The organism is Rothia sp. HMSC069D01 (genome assembly GCF_001810135.1).
Taxonomy (GTDB): Bacteria; Actinomycetota; Actinomycetes; order Actinomycetales; family Micrococcaceae; genus Rothia.
On sequence record NZ_KV800108.1, the window covers coordinates 596085 to 611087 of the forward strand.

Annotated in this window: 9 protein-coding genes and 1 pseudogene; 9 read left to right on the forward strand and 1 reads right to left on the reverse strand. The window is 56.4% G+C overall.

All coding sequences use genetic code 11. From position 1 onward, the window contains the following. From HMPREF2710_RS06860 to HMPREF2710_RS06890, 7 genes and pseudogenes are all read left to right on the forward strand, one after another. Window positions 1-429 (forward strand): annotated as a pseudogene (locus HMPREF2710_RS06860) (peptidase); the annotation flags it as partial. A gap of 419 nt (window positions 430-848) precedes the next feature. Continuing rightward, window positions 849-2681, forward strand: a complete 1833-nt coding sequence (locus HMPREF2710_RS06865; protein WP_070600284.1) for an S-layer homology domain-containing protein — start codon at window positions 849-851, stop codon at window positions 2679-2681. Window positions 2682-3137: 456 nt separating this feature from the next. After that, the gene (locus tag HMPREF2710_RS06870) at window positions 3138-4022 is read left to right on the forward strand and encodes an S-layer homology domain-containing protein (RefSeq protein ID WP_049349972.1); all 885 of its coding nucleotides are present in this window, start codon (window positions 3138-3140) and stop codon (window positions 4020-4022) included. Window positions 4023-4386: 364 nt separating this feature from the next. Further along, on the forward strand, window positions 4387-6351 hold the full coding sequence (locus HMPREF2710_RS06875; protein ID WP_070600287.1) for a gluconolactonase: 1965 nt from the start codon (window positions 4387-4389) through the stop codon (window positions 6349-6351). A gap of 363 nt (window positions 6352-6714) precedes the next feature. Then, complete coding sequence (locus HMPREF2710_RS06880; RefSeq protein WP_070600288.1) at window positions 6715-8250, forward strand: S-layer homology domain-containing protein; 1536 nt, start codon at window positions 6715-6717, stop codon at window positions 8248-8250. A 318-nt stretch (window positions 8251-8568) separates the two neighbouring features. Further along, the gene (locus tag HMPREF2710_RS06885; protein ID WP_049341403.1) at window positions 8569-10140 is read left to right on the forward strand and encodes a hypothetical protein; all 1572 of its coding nucleotides are present in this window, start codon (window positions 8569-8571) and stop codon (window positions 10138-10140) included. A 340-nt stretch (window positions 10141-10480) separates the two neighbouring features. Continuing rightward, window positions 10481-12109, forward strand: coding sequence for an S-layer homology domain-containing protein (locus HMPREF2710_RS06890; protein WP_012903679.1), 1629 nt, complete (start codon window positions 10481-10483; stop codon window positions 12107-12109). 119 nt (window positions 12110-12228) lie between these two features. On the opposite strand, the gene HMPREF2710_RS06895 is transcribed toward HMPREF2710_RS06890, so the two are convergent. Continuing rightward, window positions 12229-13161 carry a Nif3-like dinuclear metal center hexameric protein gene (locus tag HMPREF2710_RS06895; protein WP_049341408.1) on the reverse strand — a complete coding sequence of 311 codons (933 nt, stop codon included), beginning with the start codon at window positions 13159-13161 and terminating at the stop codon, window positions 12229-12231. A gap of 98 nt (window positions 13162-13259) precedes the next feature. Between HMPREF2710_RS06895 and msrA the strand changes: the two genes are divergently transcribed. Together msrA and HMPREF2710_RS06905 are read left to right on the forward strand one after the other, a co-directional pair. Then, the gene (msrA, locus tag HMPREF2710_RS06900) at window positions 13260-13781 is read left to right on the forward strand and encodes a peptide-methionine (S)-S-oxide reductase MsrA (RefSeq protein WP_049359950.1); all 522 of its coding nucleotides are present in this window, start codon (window positions 13260-13262) and stop codon (window positions 13779-13781) included. A 213-nt stretch (window positions 13782-13994) separates the two neighbouring features. Next, window positions 13995-14759, forward strand: coding sequence for a DUF6318 family protein (locus tag HMPREF2710_RS06905; RefSeq protein WP_044150517.1), 765 nt, complete (start codon window positions 13995-13997; stop codon window positions 14757-14759). The last annotated feature ends 244 nt before the right edge of the window (window positions 14760-15003 follow it).

A 15003-nucleotide genomic window follows, 5' to 3' on the forward strand; every position in this document is an offset into this window, starting at 1 on the left:
TATCCGGATGTTCAGCCCAACGACCCGGACTATGCCGCGATTGTGTGGGCTCGTCAGCAGAGCATTACGTTCGGTTGGATTGATGGTAATTTCCACCCGGAGGCGAGTGTTTACAATTCTTCGGCGGTGGCGTTCCTGTATAGGTATCAGAGGGCGCAGGGTAAGGTTCCTGCGGCGAAACCTCGTCCTGTTTCTTCGGCGTCAAAGAAGAGTAGTCTGCCGGATGGTTCTTCTGAGCGCGGGTGGAATACTGTTCTTGGCTGGCATTACTCGTTCCGTAAGGAGTCCCAGTGGGCGATTGATCAGCACATTTGGGGTTATATCAGCGAACAGTCTATCTATGAGGCGTATGGGCAGTCGTTTATTGGGCACACGGAACTCGCTACGATGCTGTACCGCATGGAGCACGGCGGCAGCCGTCTCACATAGTGTCTCGCCGTGGCGTTAGCTATTTTGGTTGGCTTTCGTCAAATAGGCGACTTTATGGCTCTGTTTATGTGCCACTTTTATTGTGGGTGACTTTTATGTTGCCTTGCCCACCGCATTGTGAATATTCTCAACCTGCAGAGGTTGCATAGGTGCGAATTTTTCGAATGCGGTGGATTTTTATGCTTTACTTTTTTGTACAGTGACCAGCGTTTGTGCTTATCAGCACACTATTTAGGCATATTTTCCACATCATGCAGATACTTTTTAAGGCTATACTTCACCTTAAGACATGCAATAAAACACACAGACATTTTTCGCGCTGATGACCTTTCAGGTTCCGGCATGTCTTAACTATTTGCTACGGTGTTTATGCGCACCACACTCGATGCGTGACACCGATAAAAACTGATTGGATAACAATGTCCTCACTTCCCAACCACATGCGCTTTGCGCTACCCAAAAACATGGCCAAGAGCGGCTGCGCCATCACCCTGGCTGGCGCTATGCTTTTGCCTCTCTCCCCCGCGTTTGCCGCACCTGCTACTCCGGTAGCAGCCCAGGCTGTTGAGCAGGGCGAGGCTCAGGGTGCTCAGCGTCTGCAGGTTACCTCCGGCACTTTTGACATTCTCAAGGGCGGCAACGTGACGGTTAGCGGCTCCGGTTTCTCCAAGGACTTCGTTAAGGGCAAGTCGTTCCGCCTGTACGTTGTTCCGAAGGGTGAAAGCGTTGCTTTCCCGCCGCACCACCCGCGTGATTACCCCTTCTATGTTCAGGATGTTCCCGCCTCCGCCTTTGCGGCTGACGGCACCGTGAACCTGACCGCTTCTATCGGCGCTAACTATCTGGAGGCCAATGGCTCGTCCTTCGATGTTGTGCTCGGTTACCGCGATGATGCTGAAGACGGCTGGATTCCTGCGGATGAGGTTCGTACTGAACTGAAGGTTGCGGATGTTCCCACCGTTGATTCCCCGACCCTGTCGTACAGCGCTTCGTCGGTGAATGCTTCTGAGAACGCTAAGGTCACAGTGAACGGTGCTGGCTTCCAGAACATTTCGTACAACGGTAGCGAGTCGCTGATTGTTGCGGTTCGTGCGGTTGATCCGGCAACCGGTAAGGCTACCGGCCCCGCGGTGGCTCAGTCGGAGGCTAAGTTCACCTCCTACTCTGCTTTCTTTGGTCAGCACATGGGTTACACCAACGGCCGTTTCTCGACTGTTCTGGACATCCCGGCGGGCACCCTGAAGTCCGGTAGCTCCTATGTTGTGCAGACTTTTGAGTTCAACGTTCCGGAAGATAACGATGAGGCGAACAACCAGGCACTGAGCACTCAGGCGTTTGTTCCGGTGAACGGCGAGAACGCTAAGACTGCTTCGCCTTCGGTGTCCCTGAGCACTGACAAGGTTGATCTGAGCTCTTCGACCACTATCCGTGTAAAGGGTAAGGACTTCAAGGTTCCGGCTGGCGCTACCGTGAACGTTCTGTTCTCTGAGGCTGAGGCTGACGGCAACCCGACCGGTGAGGCTCTGGATAGCATCACTCTGAGCGCTGACCGCGTGGCAACCGGCGCGTTTGAGACGACCGTTAACGTTGACGGCACCAAGCTGGACGCTGATGGCCACTACGCTATTTTCGTGACCGTGAACTACGCCGATGGTGACAGCGAGCGCATCGCGGCTGATTACCTGACTTTGACCGGTGAGTCTGCGAACAAGAAGGCTCGTGAGCGTTTCGCTGATGTTCCGGCTGCTCACGCGAACCACAAGGCTGTTCTGTGGGCTGCTGATCAGAAGCTGATTGATTCTCGTGAGAAGGATTGGTTCGGCGTTAATGATGATGCGACCCGCGGTGAGCTGACTGTTGCACTGTACCGTATGGCTGGTTCCCCGAAGGTTACCCTGCCGGCTACTAGCCCGTACCCGGATGTGAAGACCGATGACCCGAACTACACTGCGTACATTTGGGCTCGTCAGAAGGGCATTACTTTCGGCTGGTCTGATGGTAAGTTCCACGCGAATGCGTCTGTTTCTAACGCTACTGTTGCGGCGTTCCTGTACCGTTTCGATGGTAAGAAGCCGGTTGTTGCGACTGAGGCGCCGTACACCGATGTAAAGGTCGGCTCTGCGTTCTACCGTGAGATTACTTGGGCTAAGCAGCAGAAGCTACAGGTTTTCCCGGGCTCTGAGTACCACCCGTCTGCGCTGGTGAGCCGTGGTGAGCTGGCTGGTTTCTTGATGAACTACAAGGTCCGCTAGGGCTTTATAAGGTTCGCTAAAGCTGGCCTCTAGGGTCTATGGATTATGCCGGGCTGGCAGCGATGAAACATTGGTTTCAACGCCGCTGGCCCGGCTTTTCTGTGCTCTTGCGGGGTGTTTATGAGGTGTCTGCAGGGTGTCTGTAGGGGTGTGAGTGGGGCTGTTGTCCGCTAATGTTCCGCGGTTTTCGGCGTATTTTTGGCGGTTACCACGCTAGTGTGGGCTGTACCGCATGTGGGGCGCGCCTCATGCGGCACCCGCTATTGGGCGGATTTTTGGGTGCTCTACTCCCCTCTTTTCAAGAATGTTCTGTGGAGTGTAAATTAATATTTTTCAAGCTGTGGTTTATGCTTAGGACTGTTGCGCCCCCTTAGTGCGCACCCTTATCCGGCTGGGTGCGTAGAAGAACTAGAGGGAGCCCTGCACACACCGATACATCAACCACATTGAGGATTTATGTCCCAGAATTTTAAGCAGTCGACTGATACTGCCCATAATTCTTCTGCACCTCTGCTGGCACCGGAGGGCACCCCCGAGGCTTCTTCTCAGGCTGAGTCGAAGAAGCGTAAGCGCCGCCGTATTGAGCTGGCTGTTGGCGCTGTGGCGTTGGCGGGTGTTTTGTATCTGCCGTTCTCACCTCTTTTCTCTTTTTATGATTCGTCGGAGGCGCGTCTTTCTTCGGCGGATACTGCTGCGCCGGTAGCTGCTTCGGTGCCTGCTACCTCCTCTCCTCTGGCGTCGAGTTCTTCGACTCAGGGCCCGAAGATTCTGCGTCCGTCCGTGACTGCGCCGGATGCGAACACTATTTTTGCTGATGCTCCCGAGGACTCTGCGTACTATGCGGGTATCCGTTGGGCTGTTCGTACTGAGACTATGCTTCCGGTTTCTGAGGACCATTTTGGTGCTGAGGATCCGGTGACTCGTGGCGAGCTGATCACCATGTTCTATAAGCTGGCGGGTTCGCCGGCAGTGACCCGTCCGGAGCATTCGCCGTATGCAGATGTTGATGAGTCTGACCCGAACTATGATGCGTACCTGTGGGCGCGTCAGGAGCGTATTACGTCCGGTTGGGTTGATGGTAAGTTCCATGCGGAGGCGCGTCTGTCGAATGCTTCTGCGGCGGCTTTGCTGTACCGTGCTGATGGTGCGCAGAAGATTCAGATGTCGGGTTCTTCGCCGTTTAGCGATGTTTCGTCTGTGACTCCGTTCTACCGTCAGATTGTGTGGGCGTCTCGTCGTGGTGTGTCTACGGTGTCTGAGGGTAATGCTTTTGAGCCGACGGCTCAAACGTCTCGTGGTCGTGTTGCGATGATGATGTACCTATACTTCCGCACTTCGTAGTTTTCGCACTTCATAGTTTTCACGCTTCCTCGTTTCACGCTTCGTTTTAGTGCTTGGTTAGTGTATTTGGCAGCCCCGTGTTCCCGAATGGTTTTTCTGTTCGGGAGCACGGGGTTCTGTTTTTCGAAGTTCAGCATGCTGGGTTCTTAGCGGCTGGTCAACCTGGGAAAACCCTCAGAACCTTCAAGTCTCTATTGAGTGTTTCCTGACATCTGTTCAGCCCTTTGATAGGGTGAAATTGTCCCCGAAATTGACGGGGATATTCGACCACTTCTCATTGGGTTGGCGCAGATTCGACGAAGATTTCTCACTCCCCTTTTAGAAACTGCATTGGCGCGATGGGTTCGACCAATAAGGAATGATTATGTCCGCTCTTCCGAATTTCAAGGCTTCGTCCTTCTTCCGTGCAGCACGGGGTTGCGGTGCATTGGCGCTGGCTGGCGCGATGGTTTTGCCGATGTCTCCTGCGCTTGCCCAGAATGTTGCCGCGGATGCTCCTGCGGCGGCTGTTGCTGGTTCCCTGCCGGATGATCGCGTCCGCGAGAATCCTGTTGCTACTTCTGATGAGTTCGCTCCTCATTGGAGCTACAACGCTTTGAAGGATACCGGTAACGATCAGGTTCTGAACTTCTCAGGTTGGGGTTTCAACGGCGATATTAACTCCCCGAAGGGTGTTCAGATTGTTGTGCGTGAGAAGGGCTCGAACACCCCCGTCCTGGCTATTAGCGACATCATCGAGTACAACGACCCCGAGTATGCGTTCCAGTACCAGCATGGGCTCCTCAACGGTAACGTTAAGATTCCCGCTAACACCCTGAATAAGGCAAAGCAGTACGTTGTCGAGGTATGGGGCAACAACGGCTACCAGGAGGGTAGCGAAGACCTGGTGACCCCCGTTGTTGGCAAGGCACCCGAGGGTCGCGGTACTCTGCTCGCTTCTCAGACGCTGAACTTCAATGGTTCTGACGGCACGACGGCTGCGGATGTTCCGGGCGCTAAGGCCACCCAGGAGGACGCTCCGACGTTCGAGGTTCTGTACGACGGCAAGGCTCAGTTGCTGTACACCTTTGAGGGCGGTACCGTCCACGTGAAGGGTTCGGGTTTCACTAAGGAGTGGCGTGAAAAGCACGGCAAGGTGGCGGTTTACCTGGCCGCTTCTCAGGGTGTTCCCGACGGTAGCCTACTGCCCGCTGATGATACGCCGCTGCGTTTTGAGGAGGGTAAGGACTTCACCATTGCTGAGGACGGCACCCTGGATGCTCAGCTGACGGTCAAGCCGGACGTGCTTCAGCGCTACTATGAGCCTCGCTACTACTTCCCCGGTATCCCGACTTACGATGTGCGTTACGAGGTTGACCTGGTTGCTGAGCAGCAGGGTCAGCCCCAGCTGACCATTGAGGATCTGTGGGCTGGCAAGAATGTGATTCGCCGTATTGCAGTGCAAACTCAGGCGTTCCGTCCCAGTCCGTTTGCCCCCAAGGTGGAATACAAGGCTCTTGGCGATACCACCACTGATCAGGACATTTACTTCTCGGGTACCGGTTTCTACGGTGAGATTCACTCCGTCAAGGGTGTTCAGTATGTAATCCGTGAGAAGGGTTCGAACACCCCTGTTCTGGCGACCAGCGACATCATTGAGTACAACCACCACGACCGTGCCTTTGAGTATGTGAACGGCGTAGTGAACGGCACCGTGAAGGTTCCGGCTAACACTTTGGATGCTTCGAAGAAGTACGTGGTGGAGGTCTGGGCTAATGACGGCTACAGCGAGAGCGGCGAGTTCCTTGCCCCCGTTGTGGGTAAGGCGCCCGAGGGTCGCGGTGAGCTGCTGGCTTCTCAGGACCTGAACTTCAAGGGCTCTGACGCTGTTGAGGATAAGAAGCCTAGCCTGACCGATGAGCAGCGCAAGGAACGCGCTACCCGCGGTGAGCTGGCGGTGGCTCTGTACCTTCAGGCTGGCGCGCCCGAGGTGAAGCTACCCGAGACGTCGCCCTGGCCGGATGTGAAGACTGACGACCCGAACTACGCGGCGTACATCTGGGTTCGTGAGAAGGGCATCAGCTACGGCTGGTCGGATGGCAAGTTCCACGCGGATGCCGGCATTTCGAACGCTACGGTTGCGGCGTTTACTTACCGTGCGTCTGGTTCTCCTGCGGTGAAGGGTGATTCCCCCTACGTGGATGTTAAGCCTGGTTCTGCGTTCTACCGTGAGATTGTGTGGGCTAGCCAGAATTTGCCTACTGTGTACGGTGGTCACTATTTCCTTCCTAAGCAGCTGCTGACTCGCGGCCACCTGGAAACTGTTCTGACTGCTTTCCAGTCTCGATAAGCTGGCCCGCTAAACTGGCTCTGCTTGTCGACACTAGTCGCACGAGTAACCCCGTGTTCCCGAATGGTTTTCTATTCGGGAGCACGGGGTTCTGTTTTCGGGGTTTAACGTGCTGAGTTTAGCTTGCTGGGTTCAGTTCTTAGTGGCTGGTCAACCTGTGAAAACCATCAGAACCTTCAAGCCTCTCTTGAGTGTTTCCTGACATCTGTTCAACGCTTTGATAGGGTGAAAATGTCCCCGAAACCGATGGGGATATTCGACCACTTTTCTCATTGGGTTGGCGCAGATTCAACGGAGATTTCTCACCCCAGAAACCCTATGAAACCGCATCATCCCGATGGGTACGACCCGTAAGGATGATGTATGTCCTCGCTTCCGAACTCTAAGTCTTCTTTCCTCCGTGCGGCGCAGGGTTGCGGCGCACTGGTGCTGGCTGGAGCTATGGTTCTGCCGATGACTCCGGCACTCGCCCAGGATGCGGCACCTGTTGCTAATGCACCGGTGGCAAATGCTGTGACCCCCAAGCCGGCTGCTCAGGATGCAGCGGCACAGCCGACGTACTCCACTGATTATGACGGTATTCTGTACACCGGCGAGGGTGGCACCGTGACCCTGAAGGGTGCCGGTTTCACCAAGCAGTGGCGTGAGCAGCACGGCACCGTTGTCTTCTACATTGCTGCTACGAAGGACCGCCCCGGTAACGCTGAGCCTTCCACGTCGATGCTCCGTTTTGAAGAGGGTAAGGATTTCACCATTGCCGATGATGGCACTTTTGAGGCAAAGCTGACCATCAAGGCTAATGCTCTGGAAAATTTCTACACTCCCATCGATTATTTCCCGGGTATCACCCTGGACGAGGTGCGTTACGAGACGGGTATTTTGACCGAGGCTAAGGGTCAGCCCCAGTCGAGCATTGAGGATATTTGGGCTCGCAAGAACGTTATCGCTCACCACCCGATGTACACCCGCGCTTACCATCCTGAAGTCATGGCACCTAAGTGGAAGTATGATGCCCTGAAGGATACCACGAAGGATCAGGAGCTGCTGATTCAGGGTGAGGGTTTCGTTGGTGAGGAGCTGCCCGGTCGTGAGGGTGCCATGTACGTGATTCGTGAGAAGGGCACCGGCACCCCCGTCCTGGCGATGAGCGATATGAAGTCCTACTATGAAGGCCCCGATGGCGTAACCCGCCTGGAGGGAGGCACTCTTTACCGCACCATCAAGCTCCCCGCAAACACCCTGGATTCGTCTAAGCAGTACGTCATTGAGGCGTGGAGCGACTACGACTACGACCTCACCAAGAAGGACAGGCCCCTCATCACCCCGATTGTGGGTTTGGCGCCGGAGCACCGCGGTGTTCTTATGGGCCGTCAGGATCTGAAGTTTGAGGGTGTTCAGGACTTCGCGGATGCTACCGTCCCTAAGGGAGAGTACAAGAGCCTGATTTCGAAGCTCACTTACCAGGAGCAGCAGCAGCGCGCTACTCGCGGCGAGTTGACGGCGGCGCTGTACGCTCAGGCTGGTAGCCCCAAGATGGACCTCCCTAAGACCTCCCCCTGGCCGGATGTGAAGACCACCGACCCGAACTATGCCGCCTACGTGTGGGCTCGCCAGAAGGGTATTACTTTCGGCTGGTCTGACGGTAAGTTCCACGCGGATGCCGGCATCTCGAATGCTACGGTTGCGGCATTCACCTACCGTGCGGCGGGTTCCCCTGCGGTATCGGGCGTGTCTTCCTTTACCGACGTGAAGCCGAATTCTGCGTTCTACCGTGAGATTCTGTGGTCCACTCAGCAGTATGTCATTAATCCGGATTTCGGCGCTTTTAATGCGACGGACCTGGTGAATCGTGGTCAGCTGGAGCAGATGCTGTTCAATTTCCAGAACCGCGCTCAGTAGAACGGTGCCGGGTAGAACCACGCTAAGTAAGGCAGCCTAGTTCTAAGCTGAATACCCCGTGTTCCCGAATGGTTTTTCTATTCGGGAACACGGGGTTCAGCTTTTACCGGCTGATCAACCTGTGAAATGTCTCAAAACCTTCAAGCCTCCCTTGAGTGTTCCCTGACATCATTTGGAGGGTTTGATAGGGTGAAAATGTCCCCGAAACCGACGGGGCTTCCAACCATTTTTCTCATAGGGCGCGCAGATTCAACGGCGAATTCCCTACCCGCCGTTGAGCCCGCAGAGCCCTGCGAGAAACAACTTTAAGGATGTGTTATGTCCTCGCTTCCGAACTCTAAGTCTTCTTTCCTCCGCGCTGCTCAGGGTTGCGGCGCATTGGCGTTGGCTGGTGCTATGGTTCTGCCGATGACCCCGGCACTGGCTCAGAATGCGGCTCCTGCCGCTGATGCCGCTGTTGCTGCCGCTACCCCTCAGGCAGCTAACCAGGTCGCTGCGGCTACCCCGACCCTTGAGGTTTCCATCCCTGACGGTTACAAGTACGACGGCGTGAACCCCTCCCTCGTCACGACTGAGGGCGGTACCATCCATGTGAAGGGTGCGGGTTACACCAAGGAGTGGCGTGCTCAGCACGGTACCGTGGCGCTGTACATTGCTCCCGCGAACTACGCGCCCTCCGGCTACGAGATTCCGACTTCGAAGATGCTGCGCTTCGTGGAGGGTCAGGACTTCACCATTACCGATGACGGCACTTTTGAGGCTGATCTGAAGGTTGAGGCGTACAAGCTTGCTGCCTACTACTTCATCGATGATGACAACTTCCACGACCCGACCGGCGGCACCAAGTACGATGTCCTCTACGAAATTCGCGTGGTTGCTGAACAGAAGGATCAGAAGCCGCTGACCGCTCAGGAGCTGTGGACCAGCAAGAACGTGGTGAGCACCCAGGTACTGAATACTATGGGTGAGAAGCCGGCGCCGTTCGCACCGCGCCTGGGTTACAACGCTGTGACTGACCCCATAAAATCACAGGATCTGAACGTTGGTGGCCAGGGGTTTAACGGCGATATTCACTCCGTTAGGGGCGTTCAGCTCGTGGTTCGTGAGAAGGGCTCGAACACCCCGGTTCTGGCAACCAGCGACATTATCGAGTTTGACCACCCCACCCAGTCTTCGGCGTACCGTGATGGCAACCTGAACGGTACCGTGAATCTTCCGGCAAACACTCTGAACGCTTCGAAGAAGTACGTGATTGAGGTCTGGGCTAACGACGGTTACGGCAATAACGGTAAGCTGATCGCACCGGTCGTGGGCAGGTCCACCAAGGGCCGCGGTACCCTACTCGCGTGGCAGGACCTGGACCTGAACGGCACGAACGGTTACAGGGAGGCGAACCTGCCCAACGCTCAGGACCCCAAGAAGGATGACAACCAGAAGCCCGATCCTTCCGATGAGAAGCTGGAGACCCTCGCTACCCGCGGTGAGCTCGCAGCTGCCCTGTACATTCAGGCGGGCACCCCCGAGGTGAAGCTGCCTGAAACTTCTCCCTGGCCGGATGTGAAGACCACCGACCCGAACTTCCCCGCGTACGTGTGGGCTCGTCAGAAGGGTATTACCTTCGGCTGGTCGGACGGCAAGTTCCATGCTGATGCAGGCATTTCGAACGCTACCGTTGCGGCGTTCACCTACCGTGCGGCTGGTTCGCCCGCGGTTAAGGGCGACTCCCCGTACAGTGATGTGGCTCCCGGTTCGGCGTTCTACCGTGAGATTCTGTGGGCTCAGCAGAACAAGGTGGTGCTGAACGCTAACGGCGCTTTCGATGCTCAGTACATGGTGACTCATGGTGAGTTGGAGACTCTGATTGAGGCGTTCCAGGCTCGCGCTAAGTAAGGTCGTTTAGCCCGCCCGCATCCCCCTCGGGTTTTACCTTGAGGGCGCGTGCGGTGCATCGGATAACTCTCTGGTTCCCCGTGCTCCCGAATGGTTTTCTGTTCGGGAGCACGGGGTTCAGCTTTTAACAGCTACCGCTGTATGAGATTTCTCGAAACCTTAAAGTATTCCTTGAGTGTTTCCTGACAATCGTTCAACGCTTTGATAGGGTGAGGATATCCCCGAAACCGAGGGGGATTTTCAACCACTTTTCTCATCGGGCGTGCGCAGATTCTGCGACCGATTCCCAACCTGCCGGTAAGCTCGCGCAGCCCCGGAGAAATGACCCTAAGGATGTCTTATGTCCTCACTTCCGAACTCTAAGTCTTCATTCCTCCGCGCGGCTCGGAATTGTAGCGCGCTCGCACTGGCGGGCGTGATGGTCCTGCCGCTGACCCCGGCGTCAGCCCAGGACGCAGCGCCCACCGCAAATGTGCCCGTTGCTAACGCGCCGGTTACCAATACCCCCACCCCTGCAACTCAGGACGTTGCGGATGAGCCGTCTTTCACCGTTGTCTATGAGGATTACTACTACCAGGACGGCCGTGACGTCTTCATGCAAGAGGGCGACGGCCTGTACACCGGTGAGGACAGCAAAATTACGGTTCTGGGCAGCGGATTCACCAAGGAGTGGCGCGAGCAGCACGGCAAGGTTGTCATCTACATCGCGCCCGAGGAGAACGTCCCCTATAACGCTCTGCAGATTACCGACACTCTTCTGCGGTTTGAAGAGGGCAAGGACTTCACCATTGACGATGACGGCACCTTTGTCGCCCCGCTGAAGGTTGAAGCTAATACTTTGCCGAGTTACTACACTCTCACGGAGTATTTCCCGGATATGACTCTGGACAAGGTGCGTTACGAGGTTGGCATCCTCGCCGAGCCCGAGGGCCAGCCGCAGTCAACCGTTCAGGATATCTGGGCTCGCAAGAACGTTGTGACGCATCACGGTCTGAGCACCAATGATTATCACTTCGACACCTTCGCACCTAAGTTGAAATACGACGCTTTGAAGGACACCACAAAGGATCAGGAGCTGCTGATTCAGGGTCAGGGCTTCGTAGGGACTGACATCCCCGGCGTTGAGGGCATGATGTACGTCATTCGCGAGAAGGGCACGGGTTCCCCCGTCCTGGTTATGAGCGAGATGAAGCGTTACGTCCACGGTGATGATGAATACGAGACGGGCCTGGAGGGAGGCTTCGCTTTCGTCAATCTCAAGATTCCCGCGAACACGCTGGATCCGTCCAAGCAGTACGTCATTGAGGCGTGGAGCGACTACGGTTACCCCAGCAAGACGGATAAGACTCTCATTACCCCGATGGTGGGTTTTGCCCCGGAGCACCGCGGCGTTCTTTTGGCGCACCAGGATTTGAAGTTTGAGGGTGTCCAGCGGTTCACGAATGCTTACGTACCCGTAGAGGAACGTATGTACTTTTCGACATCGCTGAACGACGAGGAACAGAAGCAGCCTGCCACCCGCGGTGAGCTGGTTTCCTCCCTTTATGAGATGAAGGGCAGCCCCAAGGTGGACCTTCCTGAAGTCTCCCCGTGGCCGGATGTGAAGACGGACGATCCGAACTACGCCGCCTACATTTGGGCTCGTGAAAAGGGTGTTACCTTCGGCGGACCTGACGGAAAGTTCCACGCGGAGGACGGTCTCACGAATGCAACCGTTGCCGCAATGATTTACCGTGCGTCTGGTTCACCGGAAGTATCGGGTGTTTCATCCTTCCCGGATGTTACGCCGGATTCCGCGTTCTACCGTGAGATTCTGTGGGCTACCCAGCAGAATGTTATTACTCCCGAGACTGGCATGTTTGAACCGAATCATGCTGTGACCCGCATTGAATTGGACTGGATGTTGTTCTATTACCGGCATCGCGTGATGAACCCTATCACTACTGGCCTGTATCGCATTGCTAACTAAGTAGGCCAGGCCGGTTCTAGCCCGGGCACCTCGTCACAACGGACGGGGTGCCCGGGCTCTTACGCACTGAGGGAATCCGCGCGGATTCTTCTAGAGTTCTCACCCCTAGAATTCTCGCCCTAGAGTTCCCACGCGGGGGCTGCGGCGGTGCTTGCCGAGTGCGCGTCATGACCGGTTGCCACGCCGGTGGAGACGGTGAAGTCCCACGGGTCGGTGTTGAGTGCAGACAGCTTCGTTTCGATGGTGAAGCCGCGCTCAGCGAGCAGGGCGCGCAGGCGGTTTGCCGCCGACTGCAGCCAGAGGGATTCGCTGGCGGCGTGGGAGCAATCAATCAGGGCGATGTTGCTACCGTCAACTCGTGCGGTTTCGCGGAATTCGCTAGCGGGGTGGTGGCGCAGGTCGGCGGTAATGTACACCTGCGCGTCGGTGGCGCGTACCGCGTCGAAGAGAGAGTCACCGGCACCACCGCAGAGGGCGACGCGGCGGATCGGCTGGTCGGCGCGTCCGGCGATGCGCAGGCCACCGGCGGTCGCGGGCAGTGCCGCAGCGAGGCGTTCTGCAAGCTCCTTGAGGGTGACTTCTTCGGGCAGGGTGCCGAGGCGACCGGTGCCTACCGCGTGTTCCTGCTCGTCGAGCACCTGGGTTTGCGCTTCGGTGAGCGGTTCGCGGTCAATCAGACCGATAGCGTCACAGAGTGCTTCGTTCACACCTTCGACGGCGGCATCGGCGTTGGTGTGCGCGCCGAGCAGGCCGCATCCGCCTTCGATGAGGGTGTGCAGAACGTTGCCCTTGTAGTCGCTGTCGGGGATGAACTTTGCGCCGCGGAGCAGCAGCGGGTGGTGGGTGATGAGTAGCTGCGCGCCTTCGGCTACGGCTTCTTCGGCGGTGGCGGTGAGGGCGTCTACTGCGAAGAGGACGGTGCTCACTTTGGCGGCGCCACGTCCGGCGACGAGGCCGGATGCGTCCCATCCGGCGGCGAGCTGCGGCGGGAAGAGCGTGTGGAAGGCGTCGACGACTTCTGCGAGGGTGGGGGTTTCTAGTTTTTCAGTCATACCTCTATTGTGGCAGGTGGCGCGGCGGCAGCTCAGGAATATTATGCGGCTCGGCGGTGTTCTTCAGGTAGTGTGGTTTTATAGTTCAAGGAGGAATCATGACTGATGTTGTTCTTGCCGGCGGCTGTTTCTGGTGCCTGGATGCGGTGTACCGCCAGTTCCGCGGGGTTGAGGCGAGCGTCTGCGGCTATACGGGCGGCGAGACTCCCGACCCTGATTATCGTTCGGTGTGTTCGGGTACGACCGGTCACCAGGAAGCGCTGAAGCTCAGCTTTGACCCGCAGGTGATTGACCTGGACACGGTGCTGGATATTTTCTTCACGAGCCACGATCCGACCAGCTGGGATCGTCAGGGTGCGGATACCGGTTCGCAGTACCGTTCGGTGCTTTTCTACGCGGATGAGCAGCAGCGTGAGGCATTTGAGCGTGCGGTGGCGCGTGCTCAGCAGCTGTACCCCTCCCCCATTGTTACGGAGATTAAGCCTCTGGGTGTGTTCTATGAGGCTGAGGATTATCACCAGAATTATTACGCGTTGAATCCGGCGCAGGGTTATTGTGCATTTGTGGTGAGCCCGAAGGTGGCTCACGCGCGCCGTAATTTTGCGCATCTGCTCCGTTAACTACTCTGCTAGCCGGTGGGCCCGGTTCAGCCGAGGCGTATTACGTTGTTCACCCCGTAGCTGTCTTTTGTTGTGTGGCAGCTATGGGGTGTCTTCATATGCGCCCGACTATTTGTTATTCGCCGGTGCTTTACGGTTGCTATAAGGTGCGCCCGGTATGATGGGGGTGTCGACTCACTCCCCACATCCGTTGACCTCACCGAAAGACTGCTGATGACTAGCCCCTCTTCTAAGCCCGTCGCCTTGAGCCGCCGCGCCGTGTTGGGTGCGGGCGGTGTTGGTCTTGCCGCTGTGTTGTCTGCGTGTGCGCGTACGGTGCATCCGCCGGTTGATGCTGCCACCTCTGAGTCAGCGAGCGCGAGCCCCTCTGCTTCGTCGACGTTGCCGTCTGCGAATAAGTCGTATAAGGGTAAGGTCACGTTCGATAACTTTGAGAAGAACGGCGAGTACGTTCCTGCCACGGCTGAGAAGAAGGCGCAGAACGTGCCCAAACCGCTCATGCCGGAGAAGGTGCAGGAGCTGAGCATTGACGGTATTTATGCGCTGATTGGCTATTGGATTTCTAGCTTTAATTATTTGGCGTTGACGGGTGATATTGAGCCGTTGAAGAAGACGGACCCGAGTAGCGAATACTATAAGGAGCTTGAGCCGATGGTTAAGCTCTATGAGACAGGGCGCGGCTGGATTTACGATACGAGTGAGCCGATGTCTGTGTACCTGATGACGGACACTCCCACGCAGGTTGAGGGCGACCGTATTCGTTATTTCTGGCGTGCTCGTTCTCTGGTTGACCAGAATGCGAAGAGGCATCTGACGGAGGGGGACAACCGCGATAAGTCGCTGGCTAGGGCAGAAGATTCTCAGGGGCAGGCGATGAGGATTGTTGTGGAGTATAAGGAGGGTGCTTGGTTTATGAGCACTCAGAAAGATAAGGATGCTGATAAGAGCACGGAGTCTGCGAGCCCCTCAGCGTCCTAGTGCACTAATTGCAGCTTTTTAGACCTTTCTTCGCAAAAGGATATAGGTAGTGGTATTTGATATCCATTCATGTGCTTAGGGTATAATGATGGTGTCAACTCACTCTATTTCCTTTGTTGACTTCTTTTGAAAGGCTGATTATGACGAGCCCTTCCCCCACCTCTGTTGGTATGTCCCGCCGCGTGGCACTGGGTGCAACCGGTGCCGGCGTACTGGCTGCATTGACTGCGTGCGCTAGCGATAT